This window comes from Brevundimonas aveniformis DSM 17977 (genome assembly GCF_000428765.1).
In the GTDB taxonomy this organism is placed as follows: Bacteria; Pseudomonadota; Alphaproteobacteria; order Caulobacterales; family Caulobacteraceae; genus Brevundimonas; species Brevundimonas aveniformis.
Genome location: NZ_AUAO01000001.1, coordinates 758045 through 773385, shown reverse-complemented (window position 1 = coordinate 773385; position 15341 = coordinate 758045). Strand labels below are relative to the sequence as shown.

The following is a 15341-nucleotide window of genomic DNA, read 5'->3' as shown; positions in this document are numbered from 1 at the left end:
ATGGCCAGAAAGGCAAAGACCTCAACAGCCGCCAGGGCTGAAGCGGATGAATCCGGCGCGGAGTTTCTGCGCCTGATGAGCCATGAGATGCGCACGCCGCTCAATGGCGTGATCGGTATGCTGGGCCTGTTGTCGCGCACGCGCCTGGATGGGGCTCAGAAGGCCTATGCCCAGGCGGCCCGCGACAGCGCCGAACATCTGCTGGGCCTGGTCAATGACCTGCTGGACTACGCCCGACTGGAGGCCGGCAAGGTCGAGTTTGAAAGCGCCCCGGTTGATCTGGAAATCCTGGTCCAGGGCGTGGCCGAACTGCTCAGCCCCAAGGCCCACGAAAAGGGCCTGGAGATCGTCTGGACCGTCTCGCCGGACGCGCCGGACGTGCTGGGCGATGATGGACGACTGCGTCAGATCCTGTTCAACCTGGCCGGCAATGCCGTCAAGTTCACCGAAACCGGTGGCGTCCACATCGGCATCGAACGCGCCGGAGGGCCGGACGACCGACCGATCTTGCGGTTCGTTGTCGAGGATAGCGGGCCGGGTGTGCCGGTCGAGGCGCGCCGGCGCATCTTCGAACAGTTCGGCCATATTCAGGCCGACGATGCCGTCCGGCATGGCGGCACGGGGTTGGGACTGGCTGTCGTCGACAAGCTGGCGCGCGGCCTGGGCGGAAAGGCCGGGGTGGAAACGGCGGCCGCCGGCGGGGCCCGGTTTTTTGTCGAGGCGGCATTCGAGGCCGCTCCCCACTCTCAGCCCGACCGGGGCCGGCCACTGGATGGCCTTCAGGTCTGTGTGCAGTCGCAAGATCCGTTTGTCCGCCTGGCCACAGCGGCCCACATCCAGGCTTGCGGCGGAACCGCCCGACCCATCGGGGCGGGCGACGATGCCGGCTGCGGCGTCGTCCTGGTCGATCACGCACCTGTCGCAGGGTCGGTATTGGCAGCCGCCCCAGCCGGCGGTCGCGGCATTATTCTTCTACGTCCCCAGGATCGTGACCTGATCCAGCGGTATCGCGACCACGGTTTCGCCGGCTATCTGATCAAGCCCCTGCGCCGCGCCTCTCTGGCCGAGCGGGTCCAGGCCATTCTCAGAACCGCCCCGGTCAACACGACCACCCGCGACGATGAGCGCGTAGCCTCGCCCACCTTCGCGGGCCTGCGCGTGCTCCTGGCCGAGGACAACCCAGTCAATGCCCTGCTGGCCAAGACCCTGTTGCGACGTGAGGGTTGTTCGGTCGAGACGGCGGCGTCCGGCGAAGAGGCCGTCGCCTCCATGGCCCGCGCCCGCTACGATCTGGTGCTGATGGATATGCGCATGCCCGGCATGGACGGCCTGACGGCGACGCGGGTGGTGCGTGAAAAGGGCGATGAGACGCCCATCATCGCCCTGACCGCCAATGCCTTTTCCGAGGACCGTCGGGCCTGTCTGGAGGCTGGGATGAATGACCATCTGGCCAAGCCGGTCGACGTCGAACAGCTCCGCGCCGCTCTGGGCCGCTGGACGAACCGCGACAGTCGGGTAAAGCTGGCCTCCTGACACGGCGCGGGGGCGCCTGATTGAGGGGCCTTCTCGCATGACGAACGACACCGGAACCACCGAGCGCCTAGGTTGGTGGGATTCCATCAAGGTCTATGGCCAGCGGCAGGTGTTCGTCATGCTGTTGCTCGGCTTCGCATCAGGCCTCCCGAACCTGCTGATCTACGACACCCTGACCGCGTGGCTGCGCGAGGCGGGGATCACCCTTGAGGTCATCACCTTCTTCGGTCTGGCGACGCTGACCTATGCGTTGAAGTTCGTGTGGGCGCCGTTGCTGGACCGCACCTCGATCCCCTTCCTGACGGCCTGGCTGGGACACCGCCGGTCGTGGATGCTGCTGACGCAGTTGCTCATCGTGGTGGGATTGTGGCTGATCTCGGCCTCCAACCCCCAGACGTCTCTGGCGGCGGTGGCCTTCTTTGCCCTGATCGTCGGCTTCTTCGGTGCAACCCAGGACATCGCCATCGACGCCTGGCGCATCGAGGTCTCGGACGACAGCGAACAGGGCGCCATGGCCGCCGCCTATCAGCTCGGCTACCGCGTCGCCTTGATCGTCGCGGGCGTCGTGCCGCTGGTCCTGGCGCAGCTCTATAACTGGAACCTGTCCTATGCGGTGATGGCGACCCTGATGGGGGTCGGCGTCTTGGCTGTGCTCTTTGCTCCGCGCGAGAAGCAGCACGTAATTCGCCCTATTCCTGTGGGGGATATTCCCTCCAATCCGCCGGCGGAGATCCTCGAGTGGACGATCCGGGTGGCGCTGCTCGCCTTTTCCGCAGTGATCATCGGCTCGGGCCTGACCGACAGCGCCAACGCTCTGATCTGGCTGATCGGGCCGGTCATTGGCGAGGGCGGGCGCGCGGCGATTGCCTCCTCGCTGGAAGCCGGTGAACTGGGCGGGGTTCTGACACAGTTTGTCTATGTCATCAGCGGCTTCGCCCTGTTGACCGCCGCCTGCTGGCCGCTTCCCGGTTATCGGACTCGGCCGGGCGCCTATCTGGCCGGGTCGTTCGGGGCACCCCTGAAAGACTTCTTCGGTCGCTTCGGGAAGCTGGCTCTGCCGATCCTGGCGCTGATCTGCTGCTACCGTCTGGCGGATTTCGTCCTGAACCTGATGAACCCCTTCTATCAGGACCTCGGCTTCAGCCTGATCGAGATTGCCGAGGTGCGTAAGGTCTTCGGCGTTATCGCCACCAGCCTCGGCGTCATCATCGGCGGATGGTCGGTGGCACGGCTAGGTCTGATCCGAACCATGGTCATCGGTGCCTTCATGAGCCCGGTTTCGAATATCGTCTTCGCCTGGCTCGCCACCCAAGGACATGATCTGAGTGCCCTGTTCGTGGCCATCAGCGTTGACAATGTCGCCACCGGCTACGCCGGCACGGCCCTGATCGCCTATATGTCGAGTCTGACGTCCATCGGCTTTACGGCCACCCAATACGCCCTGTTCACCTCGCTCTACGCCCTGCCCGGCAAGATTATCGCCTCGCAATCCGGACGCATCGTCGAGGCCTCGGCCCGCTCGGCGGATGAGGGGGGATTTCTGTCTGGCCTGAAATCCCTGTTCGCGCGCCTCCCGGAGGGGTCGCTGGTTGCCGGCGCCCAGACCAGCGGCGTGTCGCCGGCCGGCCTGGGCGCGGGTTATGTCACCTTCTTTATCTATTCGACGGTGCTCGGCGTCTTCGCCATCCTTCTGGCCTTCTATGTCGCCAAGCGTCAGCCGGCGGTTGAGGCCGAGGCGCGCACGCGGACAGAGGCGGAAAAGGCCGAGACGGCGACCTAGTCCTCCTCGACCACGCTCTCTTCGTAGGCAGCAAACGTGGCGGCGGTGATGATTTCGGTCACGGACGCGCCCAGCGGCACGATCTGGACCGACTTCTCCAGGCCGACCAGGATCGGCCCGATCACGGTCGCGGCCCCCAGGGCCTGGACCAGCTGGGTCGATATGGCGGCTGAGTGGATCGCCGGCATGACCAGGACGTTGGCATCCTTGGACAGACGCATGAACGGATAGTTGGCGCGCGCCTCGGGGTTCAGCGCCAGTTCCGGCGGCATCTCGCCCTCATATTCGAAGTCCACGCCCATGCTGTCGAGGATGCGGATGGCGTCACGAACCTTCTCGGACCGGTCGCCCGGCGGGTTGCCGAAGGTCGAATAGGAGAGGAAGGCGACGCGCGGCTGGCGGCCCAGCTTCCTGACCGTATTGGCCGCCTTGACGGCGATCTCGGCCAGATCCTCGGCGGTCGGCAGCTCGTGGATTGAGGTGTCGGCGACGAACAGGGTGCGCCCCTTGGCCAGCACGATCGACATGCCGATCATCCTGTCGGTGACATCCAGCACGCGCCGCACTTCGCGCAGGGCCATGTTGAAGTTGCGGGTCACGCCGGTGACCATGCAGTCGGCGTCGCCGTGGGCGCACATCGTGGCCCCGAAATAGTTGCGGTCCTGATTGATCATCCGCTGGACGTCGCGGCGCAGATAGCCGCGCCGCTGCAGACGTTCGAACAGCCAGTCCGTGTAGACGGCGTTCTTGTGAGAGACCTTGGCATTGGTGATCTCGATGCCCAGCTCGTCGAAGTTCAGCCCGGCCTCGGTGGCATTGCGGCGGATCAGTTCCTCTCGCCCGATCAGGATCGGCGTGCCCAGATTGGCCTGTTTGAAGCCGTAGGCGGCGCGGATCACCTGGGGCTCCTCGCCTTCGGCAAAGACCACCCGCTTGTTCGGCGCGGCGCGGACGGCGGACGAGATCTTCTGCATCAGGGCGGCGGACGGATCGACCCGCTGGCGCAGCTCGGTCCGGTAAGCCTCCATGTCCTCGATGGGCTTGCGCGCCACGCCGGTATCCATGGCCGCCTGGGCCACGAACGGCGGGATGTACCAGATCAGCCGCGGGTCAAAGGGCGTGGGAATGATGTACTCGGGTCCGAACTTCAACTTGCGCCCTCGGTAGGCGATGGCGACCTCGTCGGGCACGTCCTCGCGCGCCAGCTGGGCCAGGGCGCGGGCACAGGCGATCTTCATCTCGTGGTTCACCTGCCGGGCCCGCACATCCAACGCGCCCCGGAAGATGTAGGGGAAGCCCAGCACATTGTTGACCTGGTTGGCATAGTCCGACCGGCCCGTGGCAATGATGGCGTCGTCGCGCACCGACTGCACCTCTTCGGGCGTGATTTCCGGGTCGGGATTGGCCATGGCGAAGATGATCGGCTTGGGCGCCATGGTCGCGACCATCTCCTTGGTGATGGCACCCTTGGCGGCCAGGCCCAGCACCACATCTGCCCCGACCATCGCCTCGGCCAGCGTGCGGTGCGGCGTGTCGGTGGCGTGGGCGGCCTTCCACTGGTCGACGTTGGCGCGGCCCTTGTAGAGGACGCCGTCGCGGTCGACGATGACGGTGTTTTCAGCCTTCACGCCAATGGATTTCATCAGGCCGATGGACGACAGGCCCGCCGCGCCGGCCCCGACCAGCACGACCTTGACGTCTTCCAGCTTCTTGCCGGCGATCTCGACCGCATTGATCAGGCCGGCGGTCGAGATGATGGCGGTTCCGTGCTGGTCGTCATGGAAGACCGGCACGTCCAGCAGATCCTGGAGCTGGCTTTCGATGACGAAACATTCCGGGGACTTGATGTCCTCCAGATTGATCCCGCCCCAGGTGGCCCCGATGTTCTTGACCACGGTGACGAATTCGTCCGGGTCGGTGGTCTGGACCTCGACGTCAAAGCTGTCGACGTCGGCGAAGCGTTTGAACAGGACGCTCTTGCCCTCCATCACCGGCTTGGAGGCCATGGCCCCCAGATTGCCCAGGCCCAGGATGGCCGTCCCGTTGGAGATGACCGCGACCATATTGCCCTTGGACGTATAGTCGTAGGCGAGGTCCTCATCCTTGGCGATGGCCAGAACCGGTACGGCGACGCCCGGCGAATAGGCCAGCGACAGGTCCCGCTGGGTCGCCATCGGCTTGGTCGGCTGGACCGCCAGCTTGCCGGGACGCGGCAGGCGATGGAAATCGAGGGCTTCGTCTTCGGTGAAGAACTGCTTGTCGGTGCTATGGGGCATGAAGCGAGGCTTAGCCCTCTCGCGCGCGAGGCTCAACCGGCTGGATGATCAAGGCTTGGACAAAAGCCGTTCCAGCCCTTCGCGCCAGGTCGGACAAGCCGGTCGCCAACCCAGTTCTGCCTTGGCCCGCGCATTCGAGACGCGTTTGGAATCAAGATAGAAGCCTCGCATGATCTCGGACACCGTCGGGTCGTCCAGATCGGTCTGAGGCGGCGGCTCGATCCCGAGGCGCGCGCAGGCGGCGAGAATCACCGTGTCCATCGAGGACGGGTCGTCATCCGTCAGATTATAGGCACGGTCCGGATTCGGACGCTCGAGCGAAGCCATCACACCGGCTGCGGCATCACCGATGTGGATGCGGTTGAACACCTGGCCCGGCTTGTGAACCCGCTTCACCGTTCCCGCCCGCAGTCGATCAAGGGTTGATCGACCGCGCCCATAGATGGCCGGCAGTCGAAACAGGTGGGCGCCGAAAGGTGCCCACGCACGTTCTGCGGCGACGCGGCGGGCTCCGGCGATTGACGCCGCATTCAGGGCAGAATCCTCGAAAACCCAGCCCCCGCCCCGATCACCATAGACCTCTGTTGAGGACGCATAGCCGATCCAGCCGGGCCGATGGGCCGCCAGCAGAGGGCCCAAGGTCGCCAGGGCTGGACAGCCCTCGGATGTCGGCGCGACGGTGACCAACAGAGCATCCGTCTCTGACAAGGCGGTCCCCAGGGCATCGGCATCCGTCGGGTCGATCAGGCCGCGATCCGGATTGCGCGACGTGGCGCGCAAACGCCAGCCGGCCTCACCGGCGCGTCGCGCCACGGCCTCGCCCAGGTAACCCAGCCCATAGATCAGAAGGGTCGGCATACCCCTTGGCTAGACCCACCCGGCCCGCACGACAAGCACGGGGCTTTGCGCCGGGGCCGCTTGCCTCTAGGAAGCGGCCATGACCGTGATTGTGACAGGGGCCGCCGGCTTCATCGGTATGCACACCGTCCAGCGCCTGCTGGATCGAGGCGAAACCGTCGTCGGCGTCGACAACTTCAACACCTATTACGATCCGGCGCTCAAGCCCGCCCGCGCGGCCCGGCTGGAAGCCAGCCCCGATTTTCGCATGGTCCGAATGGACATCTCCGACGCCGAGGCCTTGGCGGCCCTGGTGAGCGACAGCGGCGCCAAGCGGATTGTCCACCTGGCCGCCCAGGCCGGAGTTCGCTATTCGATTGAGAACCCCTTTGCCTACCAGAAGGCCAATCTGGCCGGCCATCTCAGCGTGCTCGAGGCCGCGCGGCACAATGAGATCGAGCACCTGGTCTACGCGTCATCCAGCTCGGTCTATGGCGACCGGCCGCTGGAGGGATCGGGCTTTTCCGAAACCGATCCGACCTCGGCACCCGTCTCGCTCTATGCCGCGACGAAGAAGGCCAATGAGCTGATGAGCCATTCCTATGCGCGGCTCTATGGCCTGCCGCTGTCGGGTTTGCGGTTTTTCACCGTCTATGGTCCCTGGGGTCGGCCGGACATGGCCTATTTCAGCTTTACCCGGAAGATCCTCGCCGGCGAGCCGATTGAGGTGTTCGGCCAAGGCCGCATGGCGCGCGACTTCACCTTTGTCGAGGATATCGTCGACGGCATCGTCGGGGTGCTGGATCGGCCCCCGCCGGGCGATCAGCCACGAATCCTCAACATCGGCGACAGCCGGCCCATCGGTCTGATGGACATGATTTCGACCCTGGAATCGGCGCTGGGGCGTGAGGCGATCAAGATCATGAAGCCCATGCAGCCCGGCGATGTCACTGCCACCTTTGCCAATGTCTCGGCCCTGCACGCGCTCACGGGCTATGACCCGAAGGTCAAGCTGGAGGACGGCATTCCGCGCTTCGTCGACTGGTACCGCAGCTTCTACAGCTGACCGGGCTTGAGCCGACGCAATCCGCCGCTATAGTCCCGCGCAAATTCTGACCCCCTGGAGAGACCGCCCAATGGCCGGCCCCGCCTCAAAAGACAGCGACTACCACCGCGGCGAAATGAACGTCGAGGAGCAGGAAAAGACCTATCTCGGCTTCCTCGGCATGTCGAAGTGGCTGGCCTTGGCCATCGCTGCGGTCGTCTTGTTCTTCACCATGTGGCTGTACCCGCGCGGCAACTTCTTTGGAGCCGGCTTTGCCACCTTCGTGCTTCTTGCCGTCGGGATCTATTTCCTGCGCAAGCCGCAGCACATCGAGCCCTAGTCGGACGTTAGTTCTGCAACGCTTCCTGGCCGGCCTCCACGGGGCAAACAGGGGCGGGCAACAAACCGGTACTGTAGAGCCCCCGTCGCCGTCTGGTCGGCGGAATCTAGGCTGACCAAGGCTTGGCCTTCACCGCCGGCTGAAGTGAGCGTGAGAGATGCGTCGATAGCCAGGATCGGGCCCGGTGCGCCGCGCGCGCCACAGCCGGCCTGACGGAGGCGCCCCGGCGGAAGGCGGTCCGTGAAAGCAAAGTCACCTTCGCGAGCACCTTGCAGATGCCGCTGGAAACGCGGCGCGCGATTGCCGCGTCCAACTTCATAGTCCACGACGATATCAGCCGACTGGCGCTGTCCGAGCAAGGCAAAGCCGCGGTAGTCAACGCTGCTCAGGCTCAGGGCGTATCCCGTCGGTACCGCCATTGGAATCTGGATCCGGCAGGTCGTGCGGGCACGCGCCGGACCTGAGCCGTCCACCTCTGCCGTAAAGTCATGGAACAGGACCGTGACTGAGCTACCGTCGGGCGACTGAACCACGGAATAGGCGCCGGTGGGGCAAGCACTACGTGCCTCGACCGCCGGACGGCCCTGGCCAGGGCGACCCTGTGCGGCGACGCTCGAGGCCGCCGCCAGGACCACAATCAGACCGGTAAATGCGACCGACCGTTTCATGGGATGTTTCTTTCCAGCTAGAGAACGGTCGGTCGCACCGACCCGATGAACAAGGGACCGCCCTAGCGGCAACGGCGCCACTGCAGGTGATAGACCAGGGCCGCGTTCACATCCTGGGAGTCAACCGTAGCCATCGCGTCGGCTCCGCCGCGAGTCTGGACCCGCATCGACGAGTTGGTGCGCAGGATCACGTCCTCGCCACAGGCTGACCAGGTGACCGCCGAGGCGACCAGGGTATTGTTGAGCAGGAAGTCCGAATCCATCGCGCCGTTGAAGGTGCGCGTGAACCGCGGGCCCTGACGACCGGCGAAGAAATATTCGACGTTGAACTGCGACTGGGCCGAGCGCGGCAGGCTGTTGTAGCCGCGATAGTCGATTTCCAGGACCGAGACGCTGTAGCCGTTGGGCACATGGACGGGGATGGCGATGTTGCAGCTCTTGCGGTCGAAGCTGCGGCCGACCGACTGGCCGGCCTCAACCACATACTGGTCGAACAGCAGGCTGAGCGAGGTATTGTCAGGGCTGAGTGCAGCCGAGACAGAACCGGCCGGACAGCCGGTGCCGCCGTAGGCGGGCGTTCCCAGGGCAATGCCGCTCTGGGCGTGGGCAGAGCCGGCGGCGGCGACAAGCGCGACGGCGGCGGTGGAGATCATCAGGGCTTTCATCGGGGGCGTTCCAGAAAAGGGGATCATCGCCGGCTTGGCGACGCGCTGACAATCGCCGTCGCTGACTGAACGCGTTTTGAGAGGGTCGGTTATCGCGGGTTCACCATGGTGAATGCCACCCCAACCGAACGGCCCTTTACGCCCCTGTGCGAACGCGCCTAACGTCACAAGCCAGATTGATCAGGGAGGCGCGTTTGGCTGTCGTCATCGCCTGTACACGCGAGCGTCGCGCGGAAGACCCCCGCGTGGCCATCACGCCCGAGACGGCCAAAAAGCTGGTCGATGCCGGCGCTCAGGTTCGCATCGAAGCGGGTGCCGGGGCTGGATCGGCGATTCCTGACGAAACCTATCGGGAAGCAGGGGCTACGGTTGTAAAGGACGTCCACGACGCCCTGGACGGTGCCGATGTGCTGTTCAAGGTGCGTGGCCCGACCGCCCCCGAGATCGCGGCCCTAAAGCCGGGGGCCGTCGTCGTGGCCATGCTCGACGCCTGGCGCGAGAAGGACACGGTCCAGGCTCTCGCCAAGGGCAAGATCACGTCCTTTGCCATGGAATTCGTGCCGCGTATCACCCGCGCCCAGGTCATGGACGTGCTGTCGTCCCAGGCCAATCTGGCGGGCTATCGCGCGGTGATCGAGGCGGCCCACGCCTACACCAAGGGCTTTCCGATGATGATGACCGCCGCCGGCACCATCGCGGCGGCCAAGGTCTTTGTCATGGGCGCGGGCGTCGCCGGCCTGCAGGCCATCGCGACGGCTCGGCGGCTGGGAGCCGTGGTCACGGCCACCGACGTGCGGCCCGCCTCCAAGGAACAGGTCGAAAGCCTGGGGGCCAAGTTCATCGCCGTCGAGGACGAAGAGTTCAAGGCCGCCGAGACGGCCGGCGGCTACGCCAAACAGATGTCAGCCGAATACATGGCCAAACAGGCCGAGCTGACGGCCAGCCACATCGTCAAACAGGATGTGGTCATCACCACCGCCCTGATCCCCAGCCGTCCCGCACCCCGACTGATCACCGCCGCCCACGTCGCCTCGATGAAACCCGGCTCGGTCATCGTCGATCTGGCGGTCGAGGCCGGGGGCAACGTCGAGGGCTCCAAGCCCGACCAGATCGTCACCACCGCCAATGGGGTGAAGATCGTCGGCTGGGCCAGCCTGCCAGGCCGGATCGCAGCGGATGCCTCGGCTCTCTATGCCCGCAACCTCCAGGCCTTCTCGGGCCTGTTGATCAAGGACGGGGCGCTGGCGCTGGATCTGGACGACGAAATCCTCAAGGCCGCCGTGGTCACCCATCGCGGCGAGATCGTGCATGAGGGGGTGAAGGGGTGAGGGCCGCGCTCCGCCACCCGCTGCACCTGCTCGCGATCGCCGCCGGCATGGTCGGCTTTGCTGTGGCTTACTGGACCGCGAAGGGCGACACGCTGCTTGTCGGCGCGTTAGGGCTCGCCTTCATGAGCGCCATCGATCTGGCTCGCCGCCTCGGCCTCGAGCCCCCTGATGACCCCGCCGCACCGCGCAACCGAGGAAAGACCTGATGGACGCCGTAGACCCCACCATCTTTCGCCTGGCGATCTTCGTGCTGGCGATCTTCGTCGGCTATTACGTCGTCTGGTCGGTAACGCCGGCCTTGCATACCCCCCTGATGGCGGTGACCAACGCCATTTCCTCAGTGATCATCGTCGGGGCCCTGATCGCGGCGGCGGCCAGCCTTGGATCGGCTGAGGGCGTCAACGGCTGGATCGCCAAAGGCGCCGGCGCGGTCGCGGCGGCCCTGGCCAGCGTCAACATCTTCGGCGGCTTCCTCGTCACCCAGCGCATGCTGGCCATGTACAAGAAGAAGGAAAAGCCCAAGGCATGACGGCCTCGACTGATGACTGGCTGCTTTGGATCACCTGGGCCGTATCCGGCCTGGGTTTCGGCCTGGTCGTGACCGGCCTGTTGCAGCGCGCCGACCCCATTCGTCGTCAGCGCCTGTTCGATGCCGCCATTGTCCTGATTTTCGGCAGTGTGCTGGCGCGCGTCGCCATGCAGCCGGAGCGCACCGTCATCGACTGGATGCTGGCCGCCCTGGCTCTGATCTACATCCCTCTGGCCATCTGGCGGCTTAGCCGGACCCAGAGCCATATCGAAACGGATGGTCCTGAATGAACGCCTCGATCGCCGCCCTGGCCTATCTGGTTTCAGGCGTCCTGTTCATCCTGTCCCTGCGCGGCTTGTCGAGCCCGGAGACGAGCCGACAGGGCAATCTCTACGGTATGATCGGCATGGCCATCGCCATCGCCACCACCCTGTTGACCCTGTTCGCGCAAGGGTTGCTGGATTTGACGACCCTGGCTTTTATCGCCGGCGGTGTAACGGTCGGGGGCGTGATCGGTGCCCTGATCGCGCACAAGGTCGCCATGACCCAGATGCCCCAACTGGTCGCCGCCTTCCACTCGCTGGTCGGCCTGGCCGCCTGTCTGGTGGCGGTGGGTGCCGTCTATGCGCCGGAGGCCTTCCACATCGCCACGGCGTCGGGCGGCATCAAGACCCTGTCGATCATCGAGCTTTCCCTCGGCGTCGCCATCGGGGCCATCACCTTCACCGGCTCGGTCATCGCGTTTGCCAAGCTCAACGGCAATATGTCCGGCGCGCCGATCATCCTGCCGGCGCGCCACCTGATCAACATCGGCCTGGCGCTGGGGTTGGTGCTGCTGATCGGTGTGATGATCGGCTCGGGCGGCACCGCCACCTGGGCCTTCTGGGGCGTGTTCATCCTGGCCCTGATCCTGGGGGTGACCCTGATTGTCCCGATCGGCGGAGCCGACATGCCCGTCGTGGTGTCGATGCTGAACTCCTATTCGGGATGGGCGGCGGCGGCCCTGGGCTTCACGCTGGAGAACATCGCCCTGATCATCACCGGTGCCCTCGTGGGCAGCTCGGGTGCCATCCTCAGCTACATCATGTGCAAGGGAATGAACCGGAACTTCTTCTCGGTGATCATGGGTGGCTTCGGCGGCGACGCCGGGTCTGCTGGCGAGGGTCACGTCGAGACGCGTCCGGTCAAGCAGGGCAGCGCCGACGACGCGGCCTTCATTATGAAAAACGCCTCGAAAGTCATCATCGTCCCCGGCTACGGCATGGCGGTGGCCCAGGCCCAGCATGCCCTGCGCGAAATGGCCGACAAGCTGAAGGAGGAGGGGGTCGAGGTAAAATACGCCATCCACCCCGTCGCCGGCCGGATGCCCGGCCATATGAACGTACTCCTGGCCGAGGCCAATGTGCCCTATGACGAGGTGTTCGAGCTGGAGGACATCAACTCGGAGTTCTCATCAGCCGACGTCGCCTTCGTCATCGGGGCCAATGACGTCACCAACCCCGCCGCCAAGACCGATCCGACCAGCGCCATCTACGGCATGCCCATCCTCGACGTCGAAAAGGCCGGCACCGTCCTGTTCGTCAAACGCGGCATGGCCGCGGGTTACGCCGGCGTCGAGAACGAGCTGTTCTTCCGCGACAACACCATGATGCTGTTCGCCGACGCCAAGAAGATGGTCGAGGGGATTGTGAAGGGGCTGTGAGGCATCCGCAGGGATGCTGTTCGCGGATGCCAAGAAGATGGTCGAGGGGATCGCAAGGGACCGATTGAGTGTTGGCTTCTGTAGTGACCTGGATCAGTTTTGATCCAACGACAGGGTTTCAGATCGTCCGTCGTATCTCTGTTTTCGAGATACTGTCGATCATTGGCCTAATCGCTGCCCTAGTTTCGCTGTTCATGTCCGTACGCGCGAATCTAGATCTCGCGCGAACGCGTTCGGCAGAGTTCTCATTCCGGGTCTGGGAGCGGTTTCGCAGCGACGATGTCCAGTCGGCCTTCTTGTCGATTGAATGGGGTAAATTTGAGTACCCAATCGAGCATACAGCAAACGGCTTCGCCTCCGCCGAAGATGAGCGCAAGGTTGATCGGTTGCTCTCCCTGCTCGATGACGTTGCCGGTTTTGGCTTCGACCGAACCCTCAGCGCGAGGGACGCAGACCGATGGGACTACATATTCGCCCGCGTCTATCGCAACCCATCCATTCGGCGCTACATTGCATTCCTTGACGATTTTTATCCGGCGAACGGCGTCCAACACCGACCGTTTCAGCTCGGTCGGGCTTGGCAAGAGCACCGAGAGGCGCGAGTTGGTGCCATGACCCACGCTGCGGCCCAGCCCCGTTTCCTCGCGCTAGACGCGCTGCGCGGCGCGCTGGCGCTGTTTGTGGTGTTGTTCCACCTGCCGGTCGCCAGCCATCTGCGCGACCTGCCGCTGGTGATGCACGGCTATCTGGTGGTGGACTATTTCTTCGTCCTGTCCGGCTTCGTCATCGCCCATTCCTATGGGCAACGGATCAATGACGGGCGACAGGCGCGCGACTTCCTGATCAAGCGGGTGGCGCGGGTCTGGCCCCTGCACGCGGTCATGCTCGGAGCGTTCGTGGCGCTGGAGGTGGTGCGCGCCACCACCCATTTTGACAGCGTGCCGCCCTTCACCGGCGACCGGGCACCGGGCGGCATCGTCACCAACCTTCTGATGATCCAGTCCCTGGGAACCGAGGATAGCCAGACGTGGAATGGCCCCGCCTGGGCCGTCTCGGCCGAGATGCTCTGTTACGTGGTCTTCACCGGCCTGATCCTGTGGGGGCGCAAGTGGAGCCTGGTCCTGGCGGCGGTCCTGGCCGCTTTCGGACTGGCGATCCTGATCATCTATGCGCCGCCCGAGCCCTGGGCGGCGTGGATGAACACCACCTGGCGCACCGGTTGGGCGCGCGCGCTCTACGGCTTCTTTTTGGGGGTCATCGTCTATCGTGCCTGGACCTGGCGGCCCCCGGCGGGCCGGGGCTGGCTGGAAGCCCTGCTGATCGTGGCTGCCCTGGCCTTCATCTGGGTCGCGGTCGGGCCGTGGACGGTCCTGGCTTCGCTGGTCTTTGCCCCGCTGGTCTGGGTTCTGGCCGGAGATCGCGGTCCGGTGGCCAAGGCCCTGACCTGGGAACCCTTGGTCAAGCTGGGTGACATTTCCTACGGCATCTATCTGATCCACATGTTCATCATCACCCTGATGGTGATCGCCGCCCGCAAGCTGGACTTGATGCACGACCGGCGCATCGATCTGGGGTCAGTCTGGCTGAACGACCTTTTGACGCTGGGCTTTCTCGGGCTTGTCGTCTGGTTGGCGTCCCTGTCCTACCGCCTCATCGAAACCCCGGCACGAGATGCAGTTTCCGCTTGGCTGAAGCGCCGTTCTCAGCCTTCATAGGTCATGGCCAGCGAACCCAAGACCCGACCGACCGACGCCTCGGTCGATGACTTCATCTCCGCCGTTGAAAACCCGACCCGGCGCGCCGACGCCGAGGTGGTGCGCGCGATGATGGACGAGATCACCGGCGAAACGGCTGTCATGTGGGGGCCGTCGATTGTCGGCTACGGCAGCTACAAGGGCCCGACGGGCGACTGGCCGATCACCGGCTTCTCACCGCGCAAGGCGCAGATGGTGCTCTATGTGATGGGCTCGGCCGATCTGGACGAGAAGATGGGGCGCCTGGGCAAGCATACGACCGGCGTGTCATGCCTCTACATCAAGAAGCTGGCCGATGTAGACCAGGCTGTGCTGCGCGAAATCGTCGAGGCCAGCGTCGCCGATATGCGCGCGCGCTATCCAACCGGCTGATGGCGATCCCCAGCCTCGCGCCACAGGCGCACGACGGCGGGACGATCGACGAGGGCCACCCAGACCATGCCGGCCAGACCCGCCAGGGCCGACGCGGCTCACACCACCATCTGGACCGCCATAGCGATGGCCCAGATGAGTGTCTGCAGGCCGCCGAACGCCATCAGAAGCACGGCGAAAGCGATCAGATAGGCCATCAGGCCGCGGCCGCGAAGGCGGGCTCGGCCTGACGGCCCCAGTTGCGGGCCTCGGCCCAGAGATCGTCTTCTTCGGCATAGCGCCCGACGCGTGAGGCCGGTACCACATCGACGATCTGCTCCTCGATCGGGTCCCAGACCACGCACAGGTCGCGATCTGGCCCTTCGCAGGGCGTCACCACCAGACCGTCCAGGCGACGGATGATCCGGGGTCCGCGCGACACCAGCGAGCGAAGCAGTGAATGGGCCATGACGATCTCTCCTTGCGATCAACGAGAACAGACCTAGAATAAACACACGACAGAATCGGACGTT

At 64.9% G+C, this 15341-nt stretch carries 16 protein-coding genes; 11 read left to right on the top strand and 5 right to left on the bottom strand.

Features of this window, described 5'->3' with window-relative positions; all coding sequences use genetic code 11:
* Positions 1–1533, top strand: coding sequence for a response regulator (locus G391_RS0104055; RefSeq protein WP_029086387.1), 1533 nt, complete (start codon positions 1–3; stop codon positions 1531–1533).
* 37 nt (positions 1534–1570) lie between these two features.
* Positions 1571–3313, top strand: coding sequence for an AmpG family muropeptide MFS transporter (locus G391_RS13750; protein ID WP_051257100.1), 1743 nt, complete (start codon positions 1571–1573; stop codon positions 3311–3313).
* Here the strand turns inward: G391_RS13750 and G391_RS0104045 are convergent.
* Both G391_RS0104045 and G391_RS0104040 read right to left on the bottom strand, forming a co-directional pair.
* Entirely contained in the window at positions 3310–5589 is a 2280-nt protein-coding gene (locus tag G391_RS0104045; protein WP_029086386.1) for an NADP-dependent malic enzyme, read from the bottom strand. The two genes, G391_RS13750 and G391_RS0104045, sit on opposite strands and share 4 nt — an antisense overlap.
* A gap of 48 nt (positions 5590–5637) precedes the next feature.
* Positions 5638–6447: a Rossmann-fold NAD(P)-binding domain-containing protein gene (locus G391_RS0104040; protein WP_029086385.1), complete on the bottom strand. Its 810-nt coding sequence runs from the start codon at positions 6445–6447 to the stop codon at positions 5638–5640.
* Between the two features lie 79 nt (positions 6448–6526).
* On the opposite strand from G391_RS0104040, the gene G391_RS0104035 reads away from it, so the two are divergent.
* Together G391_RS0104035 and G391_RS0104030 are read left to right on the top strand one after the other, a co-directional pair.
* The gene (locus G391_RS0104035) at positions 6527–7492 is read left to right on the top strand and encodes an NAD-dependent epimerase/dehydratase family protein (RefSeq protein ID WP_029086384.1); all 966 of its coding nucleotides are present in this window, start codon (positions 6527–6529) and stop codon (positions 7490–7492) included.
* A gap of 70 nt (positions 7493–7562) precedes the next feature.
* On the top strand, positions 7563–7811 hold the full coding sequence (locus tag G391_RS0104030) for an aa3-type cytochrome c oxidase subunit IV (protein WP_029086383.1): 249 nt from the start codon (positions 7563–7565) through the stop codon (positions 7809–7811).
* On the opposite strand, the gene G391_RS0104025 is transcribed toward G391_RS0104030, so the two are convergent.
* Complete coding sequence (locus G391_RS0104025; RefSeq protein WP_029086382.1) at positions 7808–8479, bottom strand: DUF4360 domain-containing protein; 672 nt, start codon at positions 8477–8479, stop codon at positions 7808–7810. The genes G391_RS0104030 and G391_RS0104025 overlap by 4 nt on opposite strands.
* Before the next feature lie 62 nt (positions 8480–8541).
* Positions 8542–9144, bottom strand: a complete 603-nt coding sequence (locus tag G391_RS0104020; protein WP_029086381.1) for a DUF4360 domain-containing protein — start codon at positions 9142–9144, stop codon at positions 8542–8544.
* Between the two features lie 194 nt (positions 9145–9338).
* Between G391_RS0104020 and G391_RS0104015 the strand changes: the two genes are divergently transcribed.
* From G391_RS0104015 to G391_RS0103985, 7 genes are all read left to right on the top strand, one after another.
* Positions 9339–10472, top strand: a complete 1134-nt coding sequence (locus tag G391_RS0104015; protein WP_029086380.1) for a Re/Si-specific NAD(P)(+) transhydrogenase subunit alpha — start codon at positions 9339–9341, stop codon at positions 10470–10472.
* Entirely contained in the window at positions 10469–10678 is a 210-nt protein-coding gene (locus G391_RS0104010) for a hypothetical protein (protein WP_029086379.1), read from the top strand. Before G391_RS0104015 ends, G391_RS0104010 begins: the two co-directional genes overlap by 4 nt.
* Entirely contained in the window at positions 10678–11001 is a 324-nt protein-coding gene (locus G391_RS0104005; protein ID WP_029086378.1) for an NAD(P) transhydrogenase subunit alpha part 2, read from the top strand. Before G391_RS0104010 ends, G391_RS0104005 begins: the two co-directional genes overlap by 1 nt.
* The gene (locus tag G391_RS0104000; protein WP_029086377.1) at positions 10998–11291 is read left to right on the top strand and encodes a DUF202 domain-containing protein; all 294 of its coding nucleotides are present in this window, start codon (positions 10998–11000) and stop codon (positions 11289–11291) included. Before G391_RS0104005 ends, G391_RS0104000 begins: the two co-directional genes overlap by 4 nt.
* The gene (locus tag G391_RS0103995) at positions 11288–12703 is read left to right on the top strand and encodes an NAD(P)(+) transhydrogenase (Re/Si-specific) subunit beta (protein WP_029086376.1); all 1416 of its coding nucleotides are present in this window, start codon (positions 11288–11290) and stop codon (positions 12701–12703) included. The genes G391_RS0104000 and G391_RS0103995 overlap by 4 nt, the downstream gene beginning before the upstream one ends.
* Positions 12704–12897: 194 nt before the next feature.
* A complete protein-coding gene (locus G391_RS0103990; protein ID WP_211226465.1) occupies positions 12898–14418 on the top strand; it encodes an acyltransferase family protein in 1521 nt (506 codons plus the stop codon).
* 3 nt (positions 14419–14421) lie between these two features.
* A complete protein-coding gene (locus G391_RS0103985) occupies positions 14422–14829 on the top strand; it encodes a DUF1801 domain-containing protein (protein ID WP_029086374.1) in 408 nt (135 codons plus the stop codon).
* A 196-nt stretch (positions 14830–15025) separates the two neighbouring features.
* Here the strand turns inward: G391_RS0103985 and G391_RS0103975 are convergent, their stop codons facing one another.
* Positions 15026–15277 carry a hypothetical protein gene (locus G391_RS0103975; RefSeq protein WP_051257098.1) on the bottom strand — a complete coding sequence of 84 codons (252 nt, stop codon included), beginning with the start codon at positions 15275–15277 and terminating at the stop codon, positions 15026–15028.
* Positions 15278–15341 lie beyond the last annotated feature (64 nt).

What these genes read in the sequence shown, in the direction of transcription:
- G391_RS0104025 (WP_029086382.1), bottom strand. Translation starts at nt 8,479, where the DNA reads ATGAAACGGTCGGTCGCATTTACCGGTCTGATTGTGGTCCTGGCGGCG.
- G391_RS0104045 (WP_029086386.1), bottom strand. Translation starts at nt 5,589, where the DNA reads ATGCCCCATAGCACCGACAAGCAGTTCTTCACCGAAGACGAAGCCCTC.
- G391_RS0103985 (WP_029086374.1), top strand. Translation starts at nt 14,422, where the DNA reads ATGGCCAGCGAACCCAAGACCCGACCGACCGACGCCTCGGTCGATGAC.
- G391_RS0104035 (WP_029086384.1), top strand. Translation starts at nt 6,527, where the DNA reads ATGACCGTGATTGTGACAGGGGCCGCCGGCTTCATCGGTATGCACACC.
- G391_RS0104055 (WP_029086387.1), top strand. Translation starts at nt 1, where the DNA reads ATGGCCAGAAAGGCAAAGACCTCAACAGCCGCCAGGGCTGAAGCGGAT.
- G391_RS0104000 (WP_029086377.1), top strand. Translation starts at nt 10,998, where the DNA reads ATGACGGCCTCGACTGATGACTGGCTGCTTTGGATCACCTGGGCCGTA.
- G391_RS0103975 (WP_051257098.1), bottom strand. Translation starts at nt 15,277, where the DNA reads ATGGCCCATTCACTGCTTCGCTCGCTGGTGTCGCGCGGACCCCGGATC.
- G391_RS0104030 (WP_029086383.1), top strand. Translation starts at nt 7,563, where the DNA reads ATGGCCGGCCCCGCCTCAAAAGACAGCGACTACCACCGCGGCGAAATG.
- G391_RS13750 (WP_051257100.1), top strand. Translation starts at nt 1,571, where the DNA reads ATGACGAACGACACCGGAACCACCGAGCGCCTAGGTTGGTGGGATTCC.
- G391_RS0103995 (WP_029086376.1), top strand. Translation starts at nt 11,288, where the DNA reads ATGAACGCCTCGATCGCCGCCCTGGCCTATCTGGTTTCAGGCGTCCTG.
- G391_RS0104005 (WP_029086378.1), top strand. Translation starts at nt 10,678, where the DNA reads ATGGACGCCGTAGACCCCACCATCTTTCGCCTGGCGATCTTCGTGCTG.
- G391_RS0103990 (WP_211226465.1), top strand. Translation starts at nt 12,898, where the DNA reads ATGTCCGTACGCGCGAATCTAGATCTCGCGCGAACGCGTTCGGCAGAG.
- G391_RS0104020 (WP_029086381.1), bottom strand. Translation starts at nt 9,144, where the DNA reads ATGAAAGCCCTGATGATCTCCACCGCCGCCGTCGCGCTTGTCGCCGCC.
- G391_RS0104040 (WP_029086385.1), bottom strand. Translation starts at nt 6,447, where the DNA reads ATGCCGACCCTTCTGATCTATGGGCTGGGTTACCTGGGCGAGGCCGTG.